The 25,797-nt window shown below is 57.5% G+C and carries 19 protein-coding genes; 6 read left to right on the plus strand and 13 right to left on the minus strand.

Annotated features, from left to right (window positions below):
• Positions 1-253: 253 nt before the first annotated feature.
• The 6 genes from VPK24_RS02140 to trxA form a co-directional block, all read right to left on the minus strand.
• Positions 254-1,120 carry a PP2C family protein-serine/threonine phosphatase gene (locus tag VPK24_RS02140; RefSeq protein ID WP_190527067.1) on the minus strand — a complete coding sequence of 289 codons (867 nt, stop codon included), beginning with the start codon at positions 1,118-1,120 and terminating at the stop codon, positions 254-256.
• A gap of 151 nt (positions 1,121-1,271) precedes the next feature.
• The gene (locus VPK24_RS02145) at positions 1,272-2,954 is read right to left on the minus strand and encodes an ABC1 kinase family protein (RefSeq protein WP_393010296.1); all 1,683 of its coding nucleotides are present in this window, start codon (positions 2,952-2,954) and stop codon (positions 1,272-1,274) included.
• A gap of 28 nt (positions 2,955-2,982) precedes the next feature.
• Positions 2,983-3,306 (minus strand): DUF6825 family protein, encoded by a 324-nt coding sequence (locus tag VPK24_RS02150; RefSeq protein WP_393010298.1) that lies wholly within the window; start codon positions 3,304-3,306, stop codon positions 2,983-2,985.
• A gap of 271 nt (positions 3,307-3,577) precedes the next feature.
• A complete protein-coding gene (locus VPK24_RS02155; RefSeq protein WP_393010300.1) occupies positions 3,578-4,423 on the minus strand; it encodes a hypothetical protein in 846 nt (281 codons plus the stop codon).
• Positions 4,424-4,552: 129 nt separating this feature from the next.
• Complete coding sequence (locus VPK24_RS02160; RefSeq protein ID WP_393010302.1) at positions 4,553-7,363, minus strand: CBS domain-containing protein; 2,811 nt, start codon at positions 7,361-7,363, stop codon at positions 4,553-4,555.
• A 94-nt stretch (positions 7,364-7,457) separates the two neighbouring features.
• On the minus strand, positions 7,458-7,775 hold the full coding sequence (trxA, locus tag VPK24_RS02165) for a thioredoxin (protein WP_393010304.1): 318 nt from the start codon (positions 7,773-7,775) through the stop codon (positions 7,458-7,460).
• A gap of 648 nt (positions 7,776-8,423) precedes the next feature.
• Between trxA and VPK24_RS02170 the strand changes: the two genes are divergently transcribed.
• Positions 8,424-9,671, plus strand: coding sequence for a competence/damage-inducible protein A (locus VPK24_RS02170; RefSeq protein ID WP_393010306.1), 1,248 nt, complete (start codon positions 8,424-8,426; stop codon positions 9,669-9,671).
• Here VPK24_RS02170 and VPK24_RS02175 read toward each other — a convergent pair.
• On the minus strand, positions 9,666-10,355 hold the full coding sequence (locus tag VPK24_RS02175) for a metal-binding protein (RefSeq protein WP_393010308.1): 690 nt from the start codon (positions 10,353-10,355) through the stop codon (positions 9,666-9,668). The genes VPK24_RS02170 and VPK24_RS02175 overlap by 6 nt on opposite strands.
• Before the next feature lie 694 nt (positions 10,356-11,049).
• On the opposite strand from VPK24_RS02175, the gene VPK24_RS02180 reads away from it, so the two are divergent.
• On the plus strand, positions 11,050-13,017 hold the full coding sequence (locus tag VPK24_RS02180; protein WP_393010310.1) for a sensor histidine kinase: 1,968 nt from the start codon (positions 11,050-11,052) through the stop codon (positions 13,015-13,017).
• Positions 13,018-13,030: 13 nt separating this feature from the next.
• On the opposite strand, the gene bioD is transcribed toward VPK24_RS02180, so the two are convergent.
• From bioD to VPK24_RS02195, 3 genes are all read right to left on the minus strand, one after another.
• Positions 13,031-13,738 carry a dethiobiotin synthase gene (gene bioD / locus VPK24_RS02185; protein ID WP_393010312.1) on the minus strand — a complete coding sequence of 236 codons (708 nt, stop codon included), beginning with the start codon at positions 13,736-13,738 and terminating at the stop codon, positions 13,031-13,033.
• A 97-nt stretch (positions 13,739-13,835) separates the two neighbouring features.
• Positions 13,836-15,767, minus strand: coding sequence for a protein kinase domain-containing protein (locus VPK24_RS02190; protein WP_393010314.1), 1,932 nt, complete (start codon positions 15,765-15,767; stop codon positions 13,836-13,838).
• 307 nt (positions 15,768-16,074) lie between these two features.
• Positions 16,075-16,302: a hypothetical protein gene (locus tag VPK24_RS02195; protein ID WP_393010316.1), complete on the minus strand. Its 228-nt coding sequence runs from the start codon at positions 16,300-16,302 to the stop codon at positions 16,075-16,077.
• A 371-nt stretch (positions 16,303-16,673) separates the two neighbouring features.
• Here VPK24_RS02195 and VPK24_RS02200 point away from each other — a divergent pair, with 371 nt between their 5' ends.
• Both VPK24_RS02200 and hisA read left to right on the plus strand, forming a co-directional pair.
• Positions 16,674-17,696 carry a ribose-phosphate pyrophosphokinase gene (locus VPK24_RS02200; protein ID WP_393010318.1) on the plus strand — a complete coding sequence of 341 codons (1,023 nt, stop codon included), beginning with the start codon at positions 16,674-16,676 and terminating at the stop codon, positions 17,694-17,696.
• A 411-nt stretch (positions 17,697-18,107) separates the two neighbouring features.
• Positions 18,108-18,890: a 1-(5-phosphoribosyl)-5-[(5-phosphoribosylamino)methylideneamino]imidazole-4-carboxamide isomerase gene (gene hisA / locus VPK24_RS02205; RefSeq protein ID WP_393010320.1), complete on the plus strand. Its 783-nt coding sequence runs from the start codon at positions 18,108-18,110 to the stop codon at positions 18,888-18,890.
• A gap of 109 nt (positions 18,891-18,999) precedes the next feature.
• Here the strand turns inward: hisA and VPK24_RS02210 are convergent, their stop codons facing one another.
• The 3 genes from VPK24_RS02210 to VPK24_RS02220 form a co-directional block, all read right to left on the minus strand.
• The gene (locus tag VPK24_RS02210) at positions 19,000-20,319 is read right to left on the minus strand and encodes a M16 family metallopeptidase (RefSeq protein ID WP_393010322.1); all 1,320 of its coding nucleotides are present in this window, start codon (positions 20,317-20,319) and stop codon (positions 19,000-19,002) included.
• A gap of 46 nt (positions 20,320-20,365) precedes the next feature.
• Entirely contained in the window at positions 20,366-23,089 is a 2,724-nt protein-coding gene (gene cphA / locus VPK24_RS02215; protein WP_393010324.1) for a cyanophycin synthetase, read from the minus strand.
• Positions 23,090-23,263: 174 nt separating this feature from the next.
• A complete protein-coding gene (locus VPK24_RS02220; RefSeq protein WP_393010326.1) occupies positions 23,264-23,398 on the minus strand; it encodes a hypothetical protein in 135 nt (44 codons plus the stop codon).
• 350 nt (positions 23,399-23,748) lie between these two features.
• Between VPK24_RS02220 and psbP the strand changes: the two genes are divergently transcribed.
• A complete protein-coding gene (gene psbP / locus VPK24_RS02225) occupies positions 23,749-24,315 on the plus strand; it encodes a photosystem II reaction center PsbP (RefSeq protein ID WP_393010328.1) in 567 nt (188 codons plus the stop codon).
• Between the two features lie 322 nt (positions 24,316-24,637).
• The gene (locus tag VPK24_RS02230) at positions 24,638-25,297 is read left to right on the plus strand and encodes a Maf family protein (RefSeq protein ID WP_393010330.1); all 660 of its coding nucleotides are present in this window, start codon (positions 24,638-24,640) and stop codon (positions 25,295-25,297) included.
• Positions 25,298-25,797 lie beyond the last annotated feature (500 nt).

The following is a 25,797-nucleotide window of genomic DNA, read 5'->3' on the forward strand; positions in this document are numbered from 1 at the left end:
TTGTGACCCGATCGTCCTCAGTACGCCAAAGGAAACTACAAGTCCCCAGTGTCAGACCAATGACTCGTCACCACCAGTCCTTGCTTGAAGACACCCGATCGCCAAACCGCGAATTGTGGGTGATTCGCGCGGCAGCAATCAACTCAGGATCATTCACCCCAGTTAATCAAATCTGATGGTCATTGATTTAGAGCAATGGACTTGCGAGCAATTGACTCAGATTCATGAGTCGGGGGTAAGCAGCTCAGGGCGATTAACTCAGGGGTGCAAGCTCCGGTGGAAAATCATCATCCGTTGGGAAAGGCAAGGTTTCATCAATCATGCCCTCGGACGGTTCATCGTCCACGGGGCCAAGGGGAATAAACTCCTCTTCTTCATCTTCTTCAGTGCTTTCGCTGGCCACAAGAACAACGGTGATGTTGTCACGACCACCGCGATCTTTGGCGGACTGCACCAGACGCTCCACCAACTGATCGAGCTGGTGGGCCGAGGGCATTTGGCAAAGATGATGCAAGATTTCGGAGTCGGATAATTCCTCCGTGAGACCGTCACTACAGAGCAGCAGTTGATCCCCCAATCGAAACTCAAGGGGATAAATTTCCACTAGCTCCAGCTCTCGTCGTCCCAGGCATTGCATCAACACATGTCGCCAAGGGTGCGATCGCGCCTGTTCTTGGCTCAGGTCGCCGCTTTCAACGGCCCGGGCCACCCAGGTGTGGTCCTTGGTCAGTTGCAATAGGTGTTCCTCCCGCGATCGATAGAGGCGCGAGTCACCCACATGCACCTGCCACCACTGATCATCGCGATGCATAATCGCCACGATCGTCGTGCCCATTTCGGCCCGTTCCGGATGGCGAACTTGGTCATCCAAAATGGCATCGTTGGCTTTCTCGATCGCCACTTCCAACAGGGCCGGAGAGGAAGCCTCTGATTCCCAAGATTGCAGGATCACTTGGCTAACCACTTCGATCGCAATGCGGCTAGCTTCCTGTCCGCCCGCATGGCCGCCCATTCCATCCGCAACGATGAATAACCGACCTTCAGGATCGACAAACAAATTATCTTGATTGACACTTCGCAGCATTCCGCGATCAGTCAATCCCGAGGCTCGAAACTTCATGGGCGAACGGGACGGGGGTAGAACAGGGGCAATCAGGATTGGCGGCCAACCGGACGCTGAGCGCGGGTGGCAGCGATCGCGGTCTATCGAGCTTGGTTTGCTATGGAGCGCGTCGAGGAATGAGGGGTATCACCCCTCAACCCCTAGGACTTTAGAACATCTTCTCATAGCGATCCATCCGCCGCAGCAAGCGCAAGAGAGCGATCGCGGGTAGGAGGCCGATGCCACCGGGAATCACTGCAAACCATCCGTATCCTGTACCCACCAAGATGGCACTACAAAGGGCAAAGCTACCAGTCAGAATCGAATAGTTGGTGGCCACTTGGGCATTGCTCAGGCGGCGCAACACGCGATCGGTTTCCGTGGCCCGCACCCGCAAGCGCAGGTCACCCCGATCGAGCTTTTCGATCGTGTCATCAATGCGACGCGGCAAACCCAAGGCCGTTGAACTCATTTGCGCTGCCTGGCGACCTAACTCGCCCAGCAAGTCTCCGGCAGCCTCCGGTTGATTTCCATTCATCAGTTGCATCGCGTAGGGTTTAGCGACCTCCATAAAATTAAACTCAGGATCTAGGCCCTTGCCTACCCCTTCCAAGGTTGAAAATGCCCGCATCACGAAGGTAAATGTCGCTGGGAACCGAAAAGGCTGGCCGTAGGCGATTTCATACAGATCGTCGCTGATGGCGGTCACGGACTGGGCTTCAAAGGGTTTGTCCATGAAGTTGTCCAGCATGTACTGGATCGATCGCCGGACGGGCCCCGTGTCTCCGGTCGGTTGCAGCGCCCCCAGCGCAATCAGGGAGTTCATCACCCGCTCGCCATTCTTTTGGGCAATGCCAAAGAAGGTTTCCATCAACCCCGTGCGCACATTGGCATTAATCTGCCCCATCATCCCGAAGTCATAGAAAATCAGCGCTCCGTCCGGACTCACCGCCAGGTTGCCCGGGTGAGGATCCGCGTGGAAAAAGCCCCCTTCGAGGATTTGCTCCAGGTAGGCCCTGGCTCCCAACTCGGCCAGGGTCGATCGATCAAGTCCTGCCGCTTCCAGGGCCTCGTAGTGGCTGATTTTGATGCCGGGGACATATTCCAAAACAATCGTCCGAGGTGAGCAATAGCGCCAGAAAACCTTGGGTACACGAACCCAATCCGCGTGGCGAAAGTTCCGCCGGAAGCGATCGGCATTGCGTCCTTCGTTTAGATAATCAATTTCCTCGTATAAAATCCGGCAGCATTCTTCATAAATGCCCAACCAATCCCGACCGGGGCCCCAACGGGGATGGTTTTGGAAATAGCGAGCAATGCCCTTCAGAATGGCCAAGTCGATTTGGAAGAGCTTTTTCAGGCCCGGGCGCTGCACCTTCACCACCACTTCTTCGCCCGATCGCAATTGAGCCTTATGAACCTGGCCCAAACTGGCGGCCGCCAAAGGAATGGGGTCAAAGCTCTGGAAAAGTTCCTGCACCGGCTTGCCCAAGTCTTGGCGAACGATCGCTTCCACTTGGTCATAGCCAAAGGCCGGTACGCGGTCTTGCAGCTTCGACAACTCCTCCACATATTCCGCAGGGAACAGATCAGCGCGCGTCGAAAACAGTTGACCCACTTTGATGAAAGTGGGCCCTAACTGGAGCAGCGTATCGCGCACCCAAACGGCCTGTTGGCGGCGGCGGGCCTTTTGTTTGGCCTCCGTCATGCCTCCGCGATAGCTCCAGGGTTTGGTATCAATCCAAAGCCACAACAGCCAAAGAGTGACAAAAGTCCAGATATCTATAAAGCGGCGGGGGCGGGAGTACCGCTCGCGGTTCCATCGGTAAGCTTTGCTGTCGTACGTTTTCACCCTCGACTCCGTGCGGTGCGTCTCGACTCTAGCTTGGGTTGGCTTCGCTGCGGTATTGCTTAATCTCTGACCTGAGGCGGGCAATTTCGGCTCGCAGATCATCGAGTTCAGCTTGCACATCGTCGCCGCCGGAAGCGCTGCTGTTGCTGGTGCGTCCGTTGGTGGCGGCGGCTTCGGCCTGTTGGGCCCTGGCCAGGGCTTCTTCAACCAGTTGGCGCAGGTTTTCCCGCTGTTCGGCATCGAACTTCCCAAGCTCGCTCAACCAATCGGTGGCAGTTCGCTCGATTTGTTCGTTTACCACTTCAGCGATCGCGCGACCAACAAAGAAGGCATGGACAAGCGGGTTACTCATGAAACTCGCGGGTGAAAGTACTGGGAAGGCGATCGGGGATCAGGAGGTCAAACGCTAGTTGAGAGCTAGGGTGCGCGCATAATCGCTTTTAGGCAATGCCAGAGCGGGCTACCGCGACCGCTCTGAATTATAGCGTGGTGGTTTTGGGCTGGCAGGTTTGGCATGAGCAGTTTAGGGCTGGCTGGGGATTCGCGCCTGCGGCTTAGTCAGGGATCAAGATCAGGGATCAAGATCAAGGGCGCAGAACTCGAAGCCAGGGTATGCCATGCCCTTAGGGTGTGCTGCTGCTGTCTGGGGCGGAACCACTGCCAGCGCTGCCCCCGTTGCTAGCACCGGATGCTCCGCTGCTGGCTGGGGCGCTGGAGCTGCCACCGCTGGGGCGACGCTCAACGGCGGCCGGCTCTGGCGCGGGGCGACGCTCCGTGGTCGATCGACGTTCTGTGGCAGGGCGCGGCTCGGGGTTGGCGGGGCGATCGGGCGCGGGGCGGGTTTCTGAGGAGACTGAGTTGGTGGCCGGCTCGGGGGTGCTGGTTCCTGACGGTGAGCGATCGACCGTTGAACCGCGATCGCCCGAATTGGAGCGATCGGGGCGATCGGGACGATCGGTTGCTGGGTTGGTTGTCCCCAAATTGCTGCCGGAGGGATCCACCAGCGGTGTGCTGTCGGTCGGTGGCGCGTTGCCGTCAGGATTATCCAAAGGGCTGGGGCTGGCCAGGGGCACGCGACCGGCGGTGGGATCCACTGGTTGAGGACTATTGCGCACGGGCCGCTCGATCGGGGCAATGCGCTGGCTGCGAATCGCCGCTGAACTATCCCGGTGAGGATGGCTGCGAATTTGCTGCAGCACTAGGTCAGGAATGCTGGGATCGGCTGGATCCAACTCCTGCTCAGCGGTTTTGGATACCGGCCAACCTTCACGCGGCGGAAAGGACTGCTCTTCTCCCGCCAACCAGTTCAGGATTGGGGGGGACTCGAACCGAATGCCGAAGAGGTTCATTTCGCCGGATCGCACAACGGCCACCGCCCCCGCACCAAGCATGGAAGCACAGGCGGCGGTAACCAAAAACAGGGGAGCAATCCAGCGGCTTCGTTGCGGTTGGGGAGAAGAAGGGTTCAAAGCAAACCTCGGGGCATCGGAGAGGGGTGGATGCCGCTTCAACTCTTAAGAATAAGTCAAGAGTTTTTCTTTCGTAAAGATTCACAACAATTGTGACCATTGCCCTGGGTTGCGATCGCCCCCGAAGCCTCAGCCCACCGGACTTTGTGGCGGATAGTGGGTTTTCACCCAAGTGATCGCTTCGGTGCGATCGCCCACCAGCCGATCCAAACAGGCTCCCCGCAACTGGCCCAAAATTTCCCGAAACTGCTTACCCGGTGCATAGCCCAACTGTTGCAGATCTTTGCCATTCAAAGGGCTGGTCACTTGGCTCAGGCGGGTGAGATAGTGCCAAATTTGCCGCCGTGTCACCCGATCGCTGTGGAGACTGACCAATAACAGCAGCGGTCGGCTCCAGGATTCCAAGACCCGCACTTGGTCGCTGGGGCGATCGCATCGGGCCAATTTTGCGGGCAAGGTGGTTTCCGCGATCGCCAGTTGCTCCAACCGTTGAATGCTGGTTTCGGTGAGTTGTAGGCGGCGTGCCACCTCAGCTCGATCGCCCGGGGCCAAGCTGGCCAACAAGGTTTCCAGCAATAGTTCCCAACGATGGAGACCCGCCACCGCCCGATCGTCCCCCCAAGCCAACACCCCTGCCGCCCAAACCCAGGCCACCCACCGCACCGCCTGCCGGAGCGATCGGGTCAGTTTCAACGTAGGGTGAATGCAACGTAAGGCCTCCAGGCGATCGAGCAAGTCCAGGGCCGGCAACCAAAAATCCGTCTGCAAAATATATTTCAGCTCGGCTTTCAAACGAGTTTCCAGGGCAGGTTGACGGCGCTGTCCCCCCAGCGGCGACAGTTGAGCCATGGCATAGCGGATGTAGCGCTCTGTTTGGGTTTCGATCGTGAATCCCAACTTGACCGCAAACCGCACCGCTCGATAGATCCGCGTGGGATCCTCAATGAAACTGTTGGCATGGAGCACCCGCACCAGCCGATCGCCCAAATCCACCATGCCCCCAAAAAAGTCCAGCACCTCACCGGGATTGGGTTCCGTCAGCCGCACCGCCAACGCATTCACCGTAAAATCGCGCCGATACAAATCCTGTTGAATAGAACTGGCTTCCACTTCCGGATTCGCCGCTGGATAGGGGTAAAACTCCGTGCGCGCCGTAGCAATGTCCACCCACAGGGAATCGAACAGCGGATCTCGATGCCACAGCAGGGCGGCCGTTTGAAATTGCCCATGGACTTGTAAACGCACCCCGGGATAGTCCTGGGCCAGAGCTTGGGCCAAACTCACAGCGGCTCCGGTGTCTGGCGCGATGGCTGCTGAGGCCTCTGGAGGATTCGCCCGGGGTTGATGGCAACCATCCACCACCAAGTCCAAATCCGACAGGTGTAGCGCCTGGGCCGCGCCACTCAGGAGCAAATCGCGCACCCCGCCCCCCACCAGGTACAGTTGCCAGCCCCTGGTCTGGGCCAAAGCCGCTGCCCGATCGAGCAATTGTCGCAAGGGCGGAGTGAGCCGCGACAGCAAGGGGCAAAAATTCCCGATCGCCTCGATCGGGTCTGACAAGGCATGGGTGGGCTGTTGCTGTCGATCGCGATGGAACCGGCGCAACACATCGGTACGGGTCACAATCCCCACCAGTTGCCCCCGATCGAGCACCGGGAGCCGGCCAATGTCATAGGTCACCATCAGGGCTTCGATGGCTGCCAGGGTCGTTTCCGGGGCGATGGTTTTGAGCTGGGTGGTCATGTAGCCCTTAACAGGGGCATGGTGAAACCCGTGGTGCAGCGCAATGTCCAGATCTCGCCGGGACACAATCCCCACCAACTGCCCACCCCGATCGACCACGGACAGGCCGGAATGGCCATAGCGCAACAAAATCCGCTGGGCTTCGTCGATCGACGTTTCCGGCAAAATCGTCCGCACAGGTGACGACATCAAATCCCGCGCGATCGGAGGATGGGGCAACTGAGCCGCAAAGGCCGCCATCAGTGACTTCAACAAGGTCGCCGCCTGTTCGATCGGCTCCGCTGGCTCTGAATCCCAATGCACCGTTCCCGCCGCCGCTTGGGCATGGCCACCTCCCCAAGGAGCCAACAATGCTCCCCAGTCCGGGCCCACCAACCGCGATCGCCCCACCAACGATAGCCGCTGGCCACGAGACCCCTCTCGGGTGCTGTAGAGCGTACCCAACAGCAAACTATCGGCCCCGATCGTGTCCACCAGCCGCGAAGCCACCGTTGAAAGACCGGGCACATAGTGATCTGCTGTCAGCAACACCCAGGTTAATCGGGCCCCGGCCACCACTTGGGTTTGTTCCGGGTGGCCATGCACCTGGTCGATCGCCTCGGCCAACAGCCGCTGCAACAGAGGCGACAAACTCGGATCCAAATAGGTGGCAATGGCGCTGACGCTGGCTCCTTGGGCCATTAACCAAGCCAGGGCCGCCGCATCCCGCGCCGTTGCGGTTTCATAGGTCAAAGATCCAGAGTCCACATGGATCCCCAAGGCCATCACCGTTGCCTCAGCCGGTGTGAGGGGCCGCTGCAAGTCGCCAGCTCGTTGCAATTGCTCCACCATCAGGGTGGTGGTGGCCCCCACCGCTTCGATTTGTCGTTGGGTGGCGGGAATATCTCCCACCGCACCCAAGTGATGGTCATAGAGGGCGATCGATTCCAACTGGGGCAAGTCCAGCCATTCCGCCAACTTTCCCAGCCGATCGCGCTGTTGGGTATCCACCACCACGAGCGATCGAATCCGCTTCGGATCCACCGATCGCCGCTCAATCAAGGGATACTCATCGCGATGGAGCGCCAAAAACGCCTGCACTCCCGGATGCACGCCACCCGCCAGCACAATTTTGGTCCCCGGGTGCAGGCAGGCCCAGCCCACCGCCGCCCCTAGGGCATCAAAATCCACCGTCATGTGGCACAACACGAGATCCATCGATCGCAGCCCATCCTGAAATCGTTATTGGCCCTGTTATTAACCCTTCGGTTATGGGCCCCTCTAGCTCAGTTTGCGCCCTAAAGTTTGCGCTCTAAAGTTTGCGCTCTAAGTGGGCAATGAGGTGATCCGCCTTCATAAACCCTTCGATTCGATCGATCGCCTGGCCGTCCTTAAACAAAATCAGCGTCGGCAGGGCTGTCACCTGGTGTTGAGTTGCCAAATCCGGGTAGCGATCGGCATCAATCTTCACCACTTGCAGGTGATCATGCAGCCGCACACTCACCTCCTCCAGCACTGGCGACAACAGTTGGCAAGGGCCACACCAAGTGGCATAAAAGTCCACAAGAACGGGTTTTTCAGCTTCCTGAATCATGGCATCAAAACTCGTGAATTCTTTCGATGTCGCCATGGCTCTCCTCCTTGGGCAGGGGTAATTATTTAGAGAAAATCCCAATGATCGCAATGATTGGTGATCGCAAGTCCCAAGCAAACCCAGTCGATCGTCACTCCATTTTTTAGTCAAATTGGCCAAGATCGATCGAGTGGTTCCCAATTTCTGATTTCAATTTCTCATTTAAGATGAAATCGCGAAAAAACCGAGAGAACATCGGCTTGAAATGGCTTGGAACCTGAAAATTTCAGCGCTACAATGGAACCGGTTTGCCCCTGTTGATCTAGGGCTAATCAAGCTTAGACTGAGAATTAATCATTCACGCGATTCGTTCGCAATCAATTAAGGCGAAAGTTAAGGCGAAAGTTTGAGAGCAAAGCCAAGGGCCAGAGCATTTGATCGTCTTGCTCCAATCATGATCAGGCAAGGGGTTTAAACCCCTTGTCTTACCGCTTGTCTTACCCCTTGTCCCAGTACTTGTTCCATCCCTTGTTTTGCCCCTTGTCCCACGATCTGTTAAGAGCAAAGTCCGAGACGATGATGATTGACGGATGGGCCTAATCAATTGGGTCTGATCAGTCCCAACTGATCAGTGTCGCCTTGATGGTTGAATGGTTCGGTGATCCTCGTTTGATCCTGGTTTGATCCTGTGCGGAGCTTGGCACAATGACCCCCAGCGCTGAAATTATTTGTGTCGGCACTGAGCTGTTGCTTGGCGACATTCTCAATGGTAATGCTCAGTTTTTGGCCCAACAACTGGCGGCATTGGGCATTCCCCACTATTACCAAACGGTGGTTGGCGACAATCCCCAACGCCTGCAACGGGCAATCGCTACCGCTTGCCAACGATCGCGCATTTTGCTGTTTACGGGTGGCCTGGGCCCCACGCCCGATGACTTAACCACCGAAACGATCGCCCAGTTTTTCGATGTGCCCCTGGTGGAACATCCGGCCGTCATTGCCGACATTGAACAAAAATTTGCCCAGCGCGGCCGCACCATGGTTCCCAGCAATCGCAAGCAGGCCTTGCTGCCGGCCGGTGCGGCCATTTTGACCAACCGAGTGGGCACGGCTCCGGGCATGATTTGGCAACCGGTTCCGGAGTTATTGTTGATGACCTTTCCCGGTGTGCCCAGCGAAATGCGCACCATGTGGGCGGAAGTGGCCGTGCCTTACCTGCGAGATCACGGGTGGTCGCGCCAAACGATCGTCTCCCAAACCCTGAAGTTTTGGGGCATTTCCGAATCGGCCTTGGCGGAACGGGTGGCAGACTATTTAGCCAGTTCGGATCCAACGGTGGCTCCCTATGCCAACCGAGGATCGGTGAAGTTGCGGGTGTCGGCCTGTGGAGCAACGGCGGCCGAAGCCCTGGTCAAAATTGAGCCGATGGTGGCGCAAATTCGCGATCGAGTGGGGCCCGATTGCTATGGCTTGGATGAGGATACGTTGCCGATCGTGGTGGGTCGATCGCTCCAAGACCGAGGCGAAACCCTGGCGGTGGCGGAGTCCTGCACCGGTGGCGGCTTGGGGCAGTTGTTGACGGCGGTGGCCGGCAGCTCCGCCTACTTCCTCGGTGGCATCATTGCCTACGACAACCGGATCAAAACAGCCCTGTTGGGGGTTTCGGCGGAAACGCTGGATCGCTTCGGAGCCGTCAGCCACGAAACAGCAAAGGAAATGGCGATCGGGGCACGAGAGCGCCTCGGCAGCACCTGGGCCATCAGTATCACCGGGGTGGCGGGGCCCGGCGGTGGCAGCGAGGCAAAGCCCGTGGGCCTGGTCTATGCGGGCATTGCCGGGCCCGGTGGGGTCACCACCCATGAAATGCGCCTCGGGATCCAGCGCGATCGGGAATGGATCCGCCACGTGAGCGCCTGCACCGCTTTGGATTTCTTGCGTCGCCGCTGGCTATGAGATTGGCCGATTTGTTGTCCGTTTAGTTCGTTTAGGTTGGGGGTTGCGAGTTGGGCCGCTGCGCGATCGATGGTTACGAGCCGGTTTGCGGGATGAGGTGCGAGCACCAGGCGATCGACCTCGGGCTTGGCTGGTCGATCGCTTGGCCCGGCGGGCGCGTCGTTTTTGCCAAGAGCTGAGATGATCCGTTGCAATATGAGACAGGGCCCCCACCTCCAGCCCCACAAAACCCGCCACCAAAAACGGGAACTGATCAACCCACAGCCATTGACCGATCGCCCGGGTTTGGGCCAAGGTGGCCGCCTCAAAGCTGGCATAGCGATCGGCCCCACCCAACAGGGAAAACCCGATCGCCGCCAATCCCAACAGCAGCAACCATCCCAACCCCAGGGCGATTGCCAAATACAGCACCCGCAAGGTCGTGCCAATCAGCGGCCCATGGGACCAGGTGGAGCGGTGGCGAATCAGTTTTTGGTAAGGAATCCAAATGATGCGTAGGGGGCCCCAACGCTGGAATGGGTGCGATCGAATATCCAGGTCTGGGCTGAGCCAATAGCCCCCCACCACACAGCCGATCGCGCTCGCAGCCGCTAACCCGAAATCCGCCGTCACCCCCAATCCCACCAAAAACCAAATCCCGGCCGTGTTGATCGTGATGCGATCGTGAACCAATCCGGCAGCCATAGGGGCAGGGCGCAAATGCCGATAACGAGAGCAATATCCAAAAAGCTGATCAACCAAAACCAGGCTGATCCACGCCAGCCATAGAACTAGCCATAAAACCAGTTCGTGAACCGAAACTAGGCCCATCTTGAGCCACAGGAGCCAGCCCTGGCAAGCGATCGGGCAGCGGATCGTGCTTCTTGCCATTAAACGCGATTAAAACTCAGCACAGAATTACGCTGTGCTTATGAATTCAGCATCTGAAATTTGAAAATTGTAATCAAGTCAATTATTTATTAAAACTTATTCTCAATTAGGATGAAGGTCAGGGTGTCAATCGCTACAGCCGCCAGCGGGTCACTCACTGGCTCTCGGGGCGGTGACCTGATTCGTTGCCCCCAAACCATGGCCCCATCACCGATTCTTGACCGTTGGCCCCACTAACCCCCACCCGCGATCGCCCCCTACCGGGATGGATCCAATCAGCAAGTTTTTGATCGTGAAGAAGTTACCGTCAAGCGCCACGCGTTGGCCAGAGCGTTTTTGGAGGCTGTTCCACCTCCGTCAAGCCCCCAGCCCTTACCCCCTGGAGCCAATCGATCGCTGGAGCGATGGGCCCACACAAGCCACCGAATGGTTGACCACCACCCCAGTCCACCCCCCGTTTCAAAACACCCACCTCAACACCACTCCCTTGACTCCCTCTTGCCTAATCATGCCTGCCGCTGCTCGTCGAACCGATGGGCCGGGATCTGCGCCACCCCCACCCCCCGCCCCATCGCTAACGCCTGTTCCCTATCGTCGTTACGGGCCCGTTGCCATTGCCTTGTTGGTGGGAGTGGGGCTATCGGCTTGGGCGGCCAACTGGGCGGCCGATCGGGACTTGGCCCAAGCCCGCGCCCAACTGCAACAGCAAGCCCAACAATTGGGCAACAATCTCCGTGATGATTTAGAACAAATTACCCGCACCACCCGCGCCGGGGGCTTGATGTTCGATCGCCGTCGCCCCGCCTCGGCCACCGAATTTCAATCCATTAGCCAAAACCTTCTGTCCGACGTGGCCAACACGGCCGATACGGCCTGGATTCAGGCCGATCCCCAAACGGGGCCCTATATTCAATTTCAACTGGGGCAAGGCATCCAGTCCCTTGGCGGTCAGCAATCCGGTCAACGAGCAATCATCCCCCCAGCCCTCAACAGTTGGCTGAAGCGGGCCCAGTCCTTTCAGCGGCCCCTAACGATGATTGTGTCCAATCCAGATCCTCGGCTGCTGACGGTGCAGGGAACCGACCAGGGCTGGTTTGTGACCCAAACGGAAATTACCCGATCGCTCCACCTCACCCGTGGACAAACGGGCGTGTTGAATTTGGATATTTTCCTGTTCGATCGCCCGGTGGATTATTTGCAATCCCAGTTAGCCAACCCCAGTAGCTTCGATCGCATCCTCCCGACCGCTAGCACAGCCCCTTGGACTGTTGGGGCCCAGCAGGCCCTGCGTTGTCCTTGGAAAGGCCCTTGGGATATTTGCACCCAATCCATTAACGTGGGCGATCGGGAAATGTCCCTGCTCGTGTTGCCCCATCAAAGTTTTTCGCCCTTCCTGTTTCCCAACAGCATCGCGGCCTTTCTCGTAGGATTAAGCCTCACCGCCAGCATTGCCGCCTATCTTTTCAACAATATTCGGCGAGTCGTGGTGCAAGAATCGCTCCTCAACCAGGTGATTTATACCAACCAACAGCTTCAAGAATCTCGCTTGGCCTTGCAAGATCGCACTGAAGATTTAGAAACGGCCCTTCAAGAACTTCAAGAAGCCCAAGCGCACCTCATCCAAAGTGAAAAGCTATCCAGCTTAGGGCAATTGGTGGCCGGAATTGCTCACGAAATTAATAATCCCGTGAGCTTTGTGCATGGCAATTTGCATCACGCTTCAGAATATGCCACGGAACTCCTAGAAGCCGTGACCGCTTACCAAAAGATGATCGATCGCTACAACCAGCAATATTCCAAAACCCCTCATTTCGTCCCGATCGCCCATCCCGAGACCCTTGATTTAGATTATATTGCCGATGATTTTCCCAAGCTGCTCACCTCCATGCGCGTGGGAACCAATCGAATTCGGGAAATTGTGAAATCCCTCAGAATCTATTCCCACGTCACCACCGAAGCCAAGGAACCGGCCAGCCTCCATGAGTCCATTGATCGGGTTTTGATGATCTTGAATCATCGAATTCAGGAGCTAAAACCCGATCTCAATATCATTCGTCAAAGTGGCTCTTTACCTGCCATTGATTGCACGATCGGGCAAATTGATCAGGTTTTAATTAACCTATTAGTTAATGCCATTGATGCAATCGAAGAACGCTGGCAAACGGCTCCACCGGCCCAAGAATTACCCACTATTACCATCACGACCCAAACCCTCAATCTGTCTTGGATCAAAATTGAAATTGCCGACAATGGCATTGGGATGAATGAGGTGACCCGCGCCAAATTATTTGACCCGTTCTATACCACCAAGCCCGTTGGCAAAGGCACAGGATTGGGCATGGCGATCGCCTATCAAATTATTGTGGAGCGTCACTACGGTTCGATCGACTGTCGATCGATTCCCCACCACGGCACAACCTTTGAAATTAAGCTGCCGATCACCAGAGATATCGCCAGCGCCGCCACTTCTGCCTAATTGATGGGCCACTTCAACAGGGGCTGATGCCCAATGGCTCCAGGTTCAGGTGTGCCGCCGCTGCGGCCAGGGCCGCGCGATCGCGCCAATTGCCCACATGGGGTAAATAGCCCAGCACGGGCACATGGGTCAGGCTTTCAATCAGGCCGATGGGGGCCAAGGCTTCTCGATCGGCCGCGCTCACGGCCGTCACTTCATTCAGCACAATGCCCCGCAGCGGAATTGGGAATTGACGAGCCAGGGCCACATTCGCCACCGCTTGGGCGATCGCCCCCAACTTGACCGGCACCACCAACACCAACGGCAACCGCCAAGCGGCAACCACATCCGCAAAGGTCAACTCCCAAGTGACCGGCGACCCCAAGCCTCCGGCCCCTTCAATCAAAATGAAGGAGCGATCGCTCTGGAGGGTTTGCAGAGCTTGCCAGGCTAAGGCCAGGTCGATCATTTTGCCTTCGCGTTCCGCCGCGATCGGGGGAGCCAAGGGAGCCTGCAACCGAATGGGATTAAAGGACTCGGGGCTTTGATTCAAATCCGCAAACAATTCCCCATAAATTTCCTGATCGCCCTCCCCGGACTGCACCGGTTTCAGCAGGCCCAAGGCCCCTTGTTTTTGACAATGCTGCTGCCAATAGGCCGCCAGTGCCAGCACAAAGACCGTTTTGCCCACTTCCGTATCGCTCCCCGCGATCGCCAGTTGCTGCGGTCGTCTTTCGCTCATCCCCATTCTCCTGTTGATTTAGCACGCTTCCATCGGCTTCAGCACTCTCAGGCCGATCGCCGTTCTGCCCCTTGCTTCGAGGGTTCAATCACGGTTTCTACCGAACCCGCACGGCAATCTCAAAGGGCATTTCCAAATCCGAAGACACTTCAATGCCGTAGTTCCCGCCCACAGGCGCTTCAAAGCTGACGGATCCTTCCAGACCTTCCATATCCGGAATCGGGCCATTGGGACCAAACACCGTGGCTCGCAAACCGGAAGGGATATTAATTGAAATCCGCTGACCCGCCTGGGCTTCAAACCCAAAAGTTTGGGGAACCTGGGGTTGGGTCACGCCTTGGAAGTTGCGCGAAGTGGGTTGGCGGGTTGGCTCTGGGCTGGGGCTAGGGGTTGGCTCCGGAGTCGGGGTGGGCGTTGGCAGGGGGCTTGGCTCCGGGCTGGGCGTGGCGGCGGCGGCCGCCAGCCGTAAACGCAGGCGGTAGTCTCCCCTGGGAGCGCCGGGGGCCACGCGCACTTGCAGGGCATATTCACCAGCCACGGCAATCACGCCATCCCACTGGCGCAGATCCCGGCTCGATCGATCCGCCGGATCGCCATCGGGAGCCAGGAGACTTGCAATTACGTTATTGCCTGCCACGGAAATGCTAAGGGGCTGCTCAGCACCGGCCTGGAAACGATAGATCAGGGTTTCGTTTTCGCCCAGGGTGCGGGAATCTTCAAAGTCTCCAGCGGGCTGAAGGTTCAACCGCTGGGTGGAGACCACAGGTGAGGCGATCGGGCTAGGGGACGGGGTAGGAGATGGCGTGGGGGAAGGGCTAGGCAGCGGCGGACTTTCGGAAGCCGTCTCGGTTGGTGTGGGGTTGCTGTTGTTGGGCGATCGGCTCAGGAACTGATTTACCAGGGACCAAGAGCCAACTCCCGTCCCCAACACCAACAGCACGCCCAACACCGTCACCGCCCAAGGGTTATCCATCAAGGATCCTCGGGGTTCCACGCTCCAATCGGGGCCGGGAGCCGGGGCCGGTGCGGGCGATCGAGGGGCGATCGGGGGCGGCGCAGCCCGACCCACCACCACCGTCGCCATGGTTGAAGGGACAGTTCCCGTGGGATTAGCGGCTGGGGCCGGCGCTGCCGGGGTTGGGGGTGAAGTGGAGGGCGGATGGGTCACGGGGCGGGCCGTCGCATCCAACGTCACCTCCTGCAACGCCTGAAGCACCAAGGAGGCAGAAGGATAGCGCTCCGTCGGTTGATAGGCCAACATCCGCCGCAGCAGATCTCCCAAGGCCGGCGTGAGGGGCACATACTGATCCCAATGCCAGGTAAGGGTGCGATCGTCTAGCAAGTCCTGGGGTTCTCGCCCCGTCAGCAACACCAACACCGTGGCTGCCAAGGCATAGAGATCGCTGCTGGGGTAAGCACGGCCGGTTTGAATTTGTTCGCTGGGGGCATAGCCGCTTTTACCGACGGTGGTGGCCTGCACGGCCGTGGCTCCCGGTTGTTGAAAGCGGGTGGCCATTTCTTTGATGGCCCCAAAGTCAATCAACACGGGAAGTCGGTCGTGTTCCCGCAGAATAATGTTTTCCGGCGAGATATCCCGGTGAATGATCCCCAAATTGTGCAGGTAGCTCAACACAGGGAGCAACTGTTGCAAGAGGTAGAACACTTCCCCTTCCGCAAAGAGCTGACCATGGTGCAAGCGGCTATCCAGGAGCGATCGATAGGTATTGCCCTGCACGTAGTCCTGCACCAAAAATAAGCGACCTTCCGCCTCAAAGGTGGCTTGAAACTTGGGAATTTGCGGGTGATTGATTTGGTAAAGAACCGCTGCCTCGCGCCGGAACAGTTCATTGGATTTTTCGAGGGCGTAGGCATCGCCCACGGGCGGCGTGAATTCCTTGAGGGCACAGCGCTCGCCAAATCGCCCCAAATCCTCCGCCAGGTAGGTGCGCCCAAAGCCACCCTGTCCCAACACTTCCACAAGGCGATAGCGATTTTGGAGAACAGTTCCGGGGGGCAGGGACGGTTGCATGGGACTCGGGGCGATCGAAGAACAGTTGAGAGGGCAATTCAGTCAGGCAATAGTCAGGCGATGGTCGAGCAAAAACTCAAGCGAAACTCAGGCGAAACTCAGGCGAAATTCAGAAAAAACCAATTTATTCCGTGACTTGCATCGCCCCATTGGATTGATCAATTGTTTGATCGAACCATTAAAGGAGTCGGGTGATTTTGATTGTTCAGACGCAACCGGCGCTAAAACCAATTCATAGGGCTGAATGAACCGATCAGACTTGGGGCGATTAGCGGCATCGTCGTCACCCAACCACCATTTCCCCTGATTATCCCAGGTCTGCGATCAATCGCCCGGCACAACCGCCCAAGAAACTGGGCGGCGGTTGTTGGTTGAAGATCCGTTTGATTGGGTCTTCACTGGCTAGCGATTCCGTAGAGTCCCTAGCCGCCTCCTTGGGGGTAGCAAGTTGAGCCGCATCTGCCGACAGGTGTAGCTTGGGCTTGTCCCGTTGCGATCGACTCAGGAACTTGCCGGAACTCGCTGTGGCTCGCACCACCAGTTAGGGTCTTGCCCCTATCTGGGGTTGGGCTGGGTGTTGAATTGCCCGTTTGGGCAACCCTCGGGACTCATCCTAGCCGATCGGGCTAGGGGATGGTCGATCGCCCCATTGAACTCGTTAAACTGCCCCCGTTTTCTGTCACAATTGCCGCCCGATCGTGCAAAGGTTTCTGACTGTTCCTGACCAGATTCCTGTAACAGCAATTGCTCACGGATGTTATCTGATTCCTTTCGTCACGGGGCCTGATCAGCCATCTGGTCAAGCCTTGATGACCACCATTGGCGATCGGCTCACAACCACCACCCATGTCATTGAATGCGGGGACGCAAATCCAAAGAAAATTGGAAGGAAATGCTAAGATTGCCATGAACGCGCTTCGAGGGTCTGCCGTGATTTGCTCTGCGACTTCTCCGCTGCCGACTTCGCATCGCGAAGTGACGGAAAAGAGCCGACTTCGCATCTTCTCAGGATCGGCAAATGTCGCCTTGGCCGAAGAAGTTGCTGCATACCTGGGGTTACCGTTGGGACCAATGGTTCGCAAACGGTTCGCCGACGGTGAGCTTTATGTTCAAATCCAGGAGTCAATCCGGGGTTGTGATGTTTATCTGATCCAACCGGTTTGTCGCCCTGTGAATGACCATTTAATGGAATTGTTGATCATGGTGGATGCTTGCCGCCGAGCTTCGGCGCGCCAAGTTACCGCTGTGATTCCCTACTACGGCTATGCCAGGGCCGATCGCAAGACGGCCGGCCGGGAATCAATTACGGCTAAACTGGTGGCGAACCTGGTTGTGAAATCCGGAGCCGATCGGGTGTTGGCCATGGACTTGCATTCAGCGCAAATCCAAGGCTATTTCGATATTCCGCTCGATCATGTTTTTGGTGCGCCAGTCCTGATTGACTACCTCGAAAGCAAGAATCTGTCGGACATTGTCGTGGTGTCACCCGATGTGGGCGGGGTGGCTCGGGCCCGGGCCTTTGCTAAGCGCCTGAACGATGCGCCCCTGGCGATCATTGACAAACGCCGCCAGATGCACAATGTGGCGGAAGTGCTGAATGTCATTGGTGATGTAAAGGGCAAAACAGCCGTTTTGGTGGATGACATCATCGACACAGGCGGCACGCTCACGGAAGGGGCCCGGATGCTGCGTCGGGAAGGGGCACGCCAGGTTTATGCCTGTGCCACCCATGCGGTGTTCTCCCCCCCGGCGATCGAGCGCTTGTCCAGTGGGTTATTTGAAGAGGTGATTGTCACCAACACGATTCCCATGATGGATCGCCACCATTTTGACCAACTAACGGTTTTGTCGGTGGCTAATGTGCTGGGCGAAACCATCTGGCGCATCCACGAAGACACGTCAGTTAGCAGCATGTTCATCAATGATTAATATCAGTGATTCAAGGATGCGCCGGCCAAGCTAGCTGATTTGGGCGAGTTAGGCTCACTGATGCATGGTGCAGGGAGCGAGTTCGTTCGGAAGGCGGCTTCTGGCCATTGCTCCTTCAAGGACGGAATCCCTAAACGTTGTCCTAAAACTCAAGGGTGACTGACGATCGACCGAGAAACCCAACGGGGATATTCACGGTCGATCGTTGATTTTCGCTGGTTTTTCGGAATTGTCATTTGGGGCGATCGGGCGCGATTGAGTGCAATTGGATGCGATCCAGACCCCCTGAAACCCATTTTGGTGCAGGGGGCCACCCAAAACCTGGCTGATGCCCTATGTTGTGAATTACGGCCTTCAGGTAGATTGATTGGGGTTTCTGATTTTGTATTTTCTGAAGGATGAGGATTAGCCATGGATATTTTTCCGGCGATCGATCTGTTGGGTGGACGTTGTGTCCGGCTCTTTCAAGGTGACTATGATCGCGCGGAAACCTTTGGTGATGATCCGGTGATGGTTGCCCAGCGGTGGATAACGGCGGGGGCCAGTTGGTTGCATCTGGTTGATTTGGATGGGGCTAAAACGGGAGAACCCGTGAATCTCCAGGCGATCGCGGCCATTACCCAACAACTGGGCGATCGCCCGATTCAAATTCAAGTGGGAGGCGGCATCCGAACCCGCGATCGCGCGGCCCGTCTGTTCGAGTTGGGAATCACCAGAGCGATTGTGGGAACCGTGGCCGTGGAGCAGCCGGACGAAGTGGCCGCCTGGTGCGCGGAATTTCCTGGGCGGATCGTAATTGGCATTGATGCCCGCAATGGCTGGGTTGCAACCCGGGGTTGGCTGGAAACCTCCGAAGTGCGGGCGGTGGAATTGGCTCAGCGCGTTCAGGACTGGGGTGCAGCGGCCATTGTTTACACGGATATTCACCGGGATGGCACTTTAGCGGGCCCCAACAAGGAAGCCCTGCGCGAGCTGGCGGAAGGGGTTTCCATTCCCGTGATTGCCTCCGGGGGGATCAGTTCCGTCACCGATTTATTGGGGCTGCTGGCCCTAGAGCCAGTGGGAGTCACGGGGGCGATTGTGGGTCGTGCCCTCTACACCGGCAACGTGGATCTCAAAGAGGCCATCCAGGCGGTGGGCCCAGGCCGGATTCAAGACATCCCCCTGAATTTTGGTCAGGAGGCGATCGGGTAACTCTGCCGCTGAGGCAGCTCTGGAATCCACTGCGATCGAGGGGCCCATCCGGGTTAGCGATCGCCCAGCAATCGCCCAATCCTGAACAAATTCTTGCCCATCTTCAGCTCTAGTCCTGAGCAGCAGCGGGGCGCAGGATGACCAACCCATAGGCCTGGGGATTCAGATATTGCTGGGCTGCCCGCTGCAAGTCTTCTGGGGTCAGGCAACGAACGGCATCGGGATATCGCAGGGCTGCGTCCAGATTGCCAACCAACGTTTGGTAGTAGCCATAGAGATTCGATCGATTCGCAGGGGTTTCATTGCCAAACACAAACCCGTTAGCCACCCGCGCCCGCACCCGATCGACCTCCGCCATGCTCACCGGTTCCGAACCGATACGCGCCATGTGATCTTGCAAGCGGGCTTCCAGCTCCGGCAAATGCTCCGGCTCACAATGGGCGGCCAAATAAAATGTTCCTTGGGCACGGTAGGTCAAATTGGTGGCCGAAACCTTGGACACCAATCGCCGCTCTTCCCGCAAGTCCCGTACCAGGCGCGAGGTGCGGCCATGGCCCAACACCGCCGCCAACACATCCAGCGGATAGGTTTCCCGCAAGTCCTGTAGCCCCGGAACGCGCCAGAGCATGATCAGGCGGGCCTGTTGCAGCGATGGATCAATGATTTCCCGGCGTTCAACGCGATCGAACGGCAACTCCGGAATCAACGATGGCGCGGCCACCGGCAAACCCGACCAGTCCCGATCGCGCCAGGCCTCGTTGAAGCCGGTTTCCAAAATCTCGAATAACTGCTCCGGCGGCAAATTGCCCACCGCCACGGCCGTCACTGACTGCGGGCGATAGTAGCGATCATGGAAGTCCCGCATCTGCTGCACATCCAAGTGAGCAATCACTTCCGTGGGACCCAACACCGGCCGGTGATAGGGCAAGGTCTCAAAGGCCAAATTCATCACCGCTTGGAAGGTGCGACGGCGAGGATTGTCTTGGCTGCGGCGAATTTCTTCGAGCACCACGTGGCGCTCCCGGTCAAATTCCGCCGCCGGCAACTGGGGCCGCAATGCCACGTCGAATTGCAAAGGAGCCAGGGCCGCAAAATCCTGGGGGGCGGCGGTCAAATAAAACTGGGTGTAGTCTTGGCTGGTGGCGGCGTTGGTAACTGCTCCGCAAGCTTCAATTCGCTGTTCAAATTCCCCGAGGGCGAGCCGATCGCTCCCTTTAAACACCATGTGCTCCAAAAAGTGGGCCATGCCATTAATGGATTCAGGTTCGATCGCTGAACCAGCGTTGACCCACAAACTGAGATTGACCGCCTCAACGGGCATCTGCTCCACAATCGCGAGTGCACCACAGTCTAACCGCCGAATTAACGGCCCAGTACGGACGGTTTCGATCGGCGGCAGGGCCGGGGCAAACAAGCTTGGCGACATCATTGGCTCAGCTCGCGGAAAGGTAAGATTTAGTTAGACCGCTATTAGCCTAGACCGATTTCACCTCACTGTGCTGGCTGGTGCGGTTACTGGCGGGATCGGCGATCGGGTTTTTTGGGGTGGACGTTGTTTTTGTGGTCTCCCGAGGGCCGCGGGCCTCAATCAGGTCAATGGCGCGGCTGACACTTTCCGGGAAAACCACCACTAGCCCGCCATCCACCGCCCGATCGAGGGCCGTATTCACCGCCGTTGTTTCATCCAGGATGGTTTCAAACCGGCGAACCCGCGCAATCCCCTCCTGACGAGCGACGGTGATGCCCGCTTCGATTTGGCGAGCGGCGCTGCCCCGGGCCCGGCCGCGATTGTCGTCATCTTCCTTGATCAGAATTTCATCGAACATTTGGGCCGCCAGCTTGCCCAGCAATTGAAAGTCCTCGTCACGGCGATCGCCCGGGCCACCGACCACGCCCACCTTAGTACCGGGCCAGTTTTGGACAAACACGCCCACCGCTTCATAGCCAGCGGGATTGTGAGCGTAGTCCACCAGGGCATGGTAGCGACCCAAATCAAACAGATTCATCCGCCCCGGGGTCTGCTTGGCACTGGATGTGAAGGTCATCAGGGCCTGACGAATCGCTTCAATGCGCACCCCTTGGGCAAAGGCGGCCAAACTGGCGGCCAGGGCATTGGCAATTTGGAAGGCGGCCTTTCCGCCCAGGGTGAGGGGAATGTTTTCGGCTCGATCGATCCGCAGGGTCCAATCGCCTTTGAGAATCGACAGGTAGCCGTTTTCATAAACAGCGGCCAAGCCTCCCTGTCGGGCATGTTCCCGCACGATCGGGTTATCCGGGTTCATGGAGAAGTAGGTGACCTGGGCCAACACATGCTCCGCCATGGCCGCCACCAGGGGATCATCCGCATTGAGCACCGCATAGCCATCGGGGGCCGCGGCTTCTGCCACCACCGCTTTCACGCGGGCCATTTGCTCGATCGTGTCGATGTCCCCCAGACCCAGGTGGTCAGCGGCCACATTCAACACCACACCCACATCGCAGCGATCGAACGCCAAGCCCGATCGCAAAATGCCCCCCCGAGCTGTTTCCAGAATGGCCACTTCCACGGTCGGGTCTTGCAGGATCAGATTGGCACTTTGGGGGCCGGTGTTGTCCCCGGGCTCCACCATGTATTCCCCGATGTAAGTGCCGTCTGTGGTCGTGTAGCCCACCACTTGTCCCGTTTGGCGATAGATATGGGCAATCAGGCGGGTCGTGGTGGTTTTGCCGTTGGTGCCGGTCACCGACACGATCGGCACATGGGCCGGTGACCCCGGCGGAAACAGCATATCCAGCACCGGTTCCGCCACGTTGCGGGGAATCCCTTCACTGGGCTGCACATGCATCCGGAAGCCTGGCGCAGCGTTCACTTCAATCACCACACCCCCGTTTTCGCGCAGGGGGCGGGAAATATCGGGCGTAACAATATCAATCCCGGCAATATCCAAGCCAATGATCTTGACGACCCGTTGGGCTAACCAAACGTTTTCCGGGTGAATTTCATCGGTGCGATCGATCGCAATGCCACCGGTACTCAGGTTCGCCGTGCCTCGCAAATAGCAAATTTCGCCCCGATCGAGCACAGTATCGAGGGTCAGGCTTTGCCGTTCCAGCATTTGTTCTAAGGGGCGATCGATCGCGATTTTGGTGAGCACATTATCGTGGCCACTGCCCCGACGTGGATCGCGATTGGTTTCATCAATCAACGCCTGAATGGTCGATCGCCCATCCCCAATCACCCGAGCCGGTATGCGCTCCGCCACGGCCACCACCTGACCATTGACCACCAACACCCGGTGATCATTCCCCTTATAAAACCGCTCCACCAAAATCGTTTGGGACTTGGAATCGGCCATGGCCATTTCATAGGCCTCTTCTGCTGCTTCCCAAGATTCGATGTCCAGGGTGATGCCCCGGCCATGGTTGCCGTCTAGGGGTTTAATTGCGATCGGGTAGCCACCGACCTCCGCGATCGCATCCTGTAGCTCGTCTAGGTATCGAACCGTCGTCCCCCGAGGAACCGGCACGCCCGCATCGGCCAAAACTCGCTTGGTGCCGTCCTTGTCGCAGGCCAACTCCACCGCCAAAATTCCTGTGCGATCGCTCAGGGTCGCCTGCACCCGCTTTTGGCGAACCCCATACCCCAACTGAATCAAGGAGCGTGCCGCCAACTGCCGCCAAGGAATTCCCCGTCGCTCTGCCTCGCGCACCAGGGATTCCGTGCTGGGGCCAAGGGCTTCCTCTGCCCGAATTTCCTCCAGATCCTGCAAGTCTTGCTCCAGCTCGGCCCGGGGATAGCTGCCCGAGTCCACAATGCTGCGGCACAGACGCACGGCCGCTCGGGCCGCATACCGTCCGGCCCGCTCGTTTTCATACTCAATCGCTACCAAATAAACCCCCGGCTCCGAGGTTTCCCGCGTGCGCCCAAACCCCACGGACATCTGCGTCAATTCCTGAAGTTCCAGGGCCACATGCTCCACGATGTGCCCCATCATCGTGCCTTCGCGCACCCGCTCCAGAAAACCACCCCGCTTGCCCCGCGAGCAGTGATGCTCCATTAAGCTGGGCAGGGCTTCCACCAGTCCTTCGTAGAACCCCGGAATCTCGTTGGAGGGGCGATCAGCCAAGTCCGCCAAATCCAAACGCAAAACGACAAGCTTATGGCGGCGAATGCTCCAATAATTGGGGCCGCGGAGCGTCTGGACTTTCAGGATCTTCATCGGAGGCAGTGTTGAGGAAGGTTCAAAAAGAACGGGGAGATGCGTGACCCAACCGTCATCTAACGAGTCAGCGACACCGAAGGATTAGCTTAGTCTCAGTGCTGACGATGATACTGAACTGTTCCTGAGGAACAATTTTTTCAGAATTCTTAGCTGTCAGGTTAGCCGCTTGGTTCACAAACAGCAACAGAGGCCGGGGGGAATGGGCGGGGATTGATCGCCCCAAATGGCCAAGGCGTTATCTAGTAGGACATAGACCCGATCGGCAAAGCTTTGGGGCCGCCCTGTGATCACGCCCTTGCGAGTCATGTTGGCGATCGAGCAGGCCTCCGAACGGGGATCAGAAGAAATCTGGAAGAATGGGCAGCATCGGCATGGATGGCATTGGAATGGGCGACATTATGTGGATTCGCCGGTTCCCGAGCTGGGTCTGGATCGGCCGGGGCCGGGGCGGTTTAAGATGAAATCGCGTTGGATTGCTCGCTAGCCAACCCGCTAGACGACATCTGAAATGATTAGTGATGCGAATCGTCGTGATTGTCGCGATCATAACGATGCTATCGATCATCAACAATTAATCCCTCGTGTCATCCCTCGTGATTGAGGACGCAGCAGTCCTTCATGCTCCGTTTTGCAACGCCCGATCGAACTCGAAACCCATGCAATTTTCGTCCCTGAACCACTCCACTTGGAAACGCCTCGCGATCGCGTTGTTGCTGACGGTTGTGGTGGCGCTGCAAGCCTGCGCCGCTCCAGCCAGCGGCTTGAAGGCCTACATTGATGCCACCAAAGGCTATCGATTCCTGTACCCGATCGGGTGGGTGGCCGTCAAAGTGGCCGGCGGGCCCGATGTGGTCTTCCATGACCTGATTCAAGAAACCGAAAATGTCAGCGTTGTGATCAACCCCGTTCCCAGCGGCAAAGCCCTGCCCGATTTGGGAACTCCCAGCGAAGTGGGTTATCGCCTCTCCAAGAGCGCGATCGCCCCGCCTGGCTCCGGACGCACCGCCGAACTGGTGAGTGCCGAGTCCCGAGAAGCCAATGGCAAAACCTACTATTTGCTGGAATATGCCGTGAAGCTGCCTAACCAGGAGCGCCACAACCTGGCCAGCGTTGCCGTTAGCCGTGGCCAGCTCTACACCTTGAACATTTCCGCCTCCGAAGGGCGTTGGGACAAGGTGAAAGACATGTTTGAAACGGTTGTTCGATCGTTCTCTGTGGACTAGGCAACTTGGCCTTAGCCGGAGCGACAGCGACAACCAATGGGCGATCGACCACACTCAGGCAATTGAGATCGGTGGCGAAGTGGCGATCGAACACCAATGGCAGTCAACTGGATAGCGATCGATCGCGACCGCGTCAATCATTCAGACAGGGCAATGGCAAGGCTGTTGCCCTGTTTCCTTGATAGGGTCTGGGCAATCCTGACCAAGCCCAACCGCCACCCATTCACCCGAACTTCCGCCGCTTCCTCATCCGTGGATTCACCCCTGATTCACCCCCGTCAACCCCATTCCCTAACCTTTCGATTACTAACTGACCAAGACTATGCCTAACCCCTTGCAATTGGTGTTAGCTTCCGCCTCTCCTGCTCGCCGCAAACTCCTCCAGATGGCGGGCATTCCCCCGATCGTCTGTCCCAGCGATTTCGATGAAGATTCCGTCACCGTTTTTGATCCAGGACAACTGGTGCAAGTGCTGGCCCAGGGCAAGGCGCGGGTGATTGTCAATCGGCTGCGGCAGGAACCGGCCCTGCGGCAGTCCCTCTTGGGATCCCATGAACTGGGCAGCTCGATCGTGGTTTTGGGTTGCGATTCCGTACTGTTGGTGAATGGGGAAGTCTATGGCAAACCCGACTCACCCGCCGAGGCCATGGAGCGCTGGCAAAAAATGCGGGGAAAAGTTGGTGATCTGTACACGGGTCATGTGCTGATTGATTTGGCGAGCGATCGGGAGTTGATCCAGTCCGCCACCACCCGTGTTCATTTCGCAACCCCCACCGATGCCGAAATTGCGGCCTACATCGCCACGGGCGAACCCATGCAATGCGCCGGGTGTTTTGCCCTCGAAGGTCGCGGCGGCCTGTTTGTGGAGAAAATCGAAGGCTGCCACATGAATGTGATTGGCCTCAGCCTGCCGCTTTTGCGCCGCATGTTAGGGGAGTTGGGATACGACATAACGCAACTTTGGCAAGCCCCAGTCCTCTAAAGACAAACTGTAATCGCTGGCGGCTGCGTCGGCCTCTACCGTGGGGCCGACTTTGGTCTTGTGCCAGTTGTGCCAAATCCATATCCAGTCAATACCCAGTCAATACCCAGTCAATTCCAGCAACCCGCTCCAGACTTTCAGCCTGGAATTCAGCCTCAGCGGTGGATCTTGGCATTCAGGAGAATTTCAGGAGAATTTCCAGTCTTTCTGTCGCTCAATCCACTGGTGGCACGGGAGCTAAGGGCGGTACGATTGAAATTTAGGGGCAACAAGCATCAACTTTTCAGTTTTGATCGACATCACCGGCCGGCGATCAAAACGGAAAAATTGCGACCTATCCCAACCAACTTCGTGCAAAGCAAACAGAGCCGGATTGGTCATTTTGTTTAATGGTGCGGTAGTTTCTGCCAGTGCTGCGATCAGGATTTTAACGACTGTTTTGCAGCGCTTTAACTGGTCTGAATCCCGCCAGCAAGTTGATAATTAAAATCTGGCATTTA

The sequence above is a fragment of the Limnothrix redekei LRLZ20PSL1 genome, from assembly GCF_043235035.1.
In the GTDB taxonomy this organism is placed as follows: Bacteria; Cyanobacteriota; Cyanobacteriia; order CACIAM-69d; family CACIAM-69d; genus CACIAM-69d.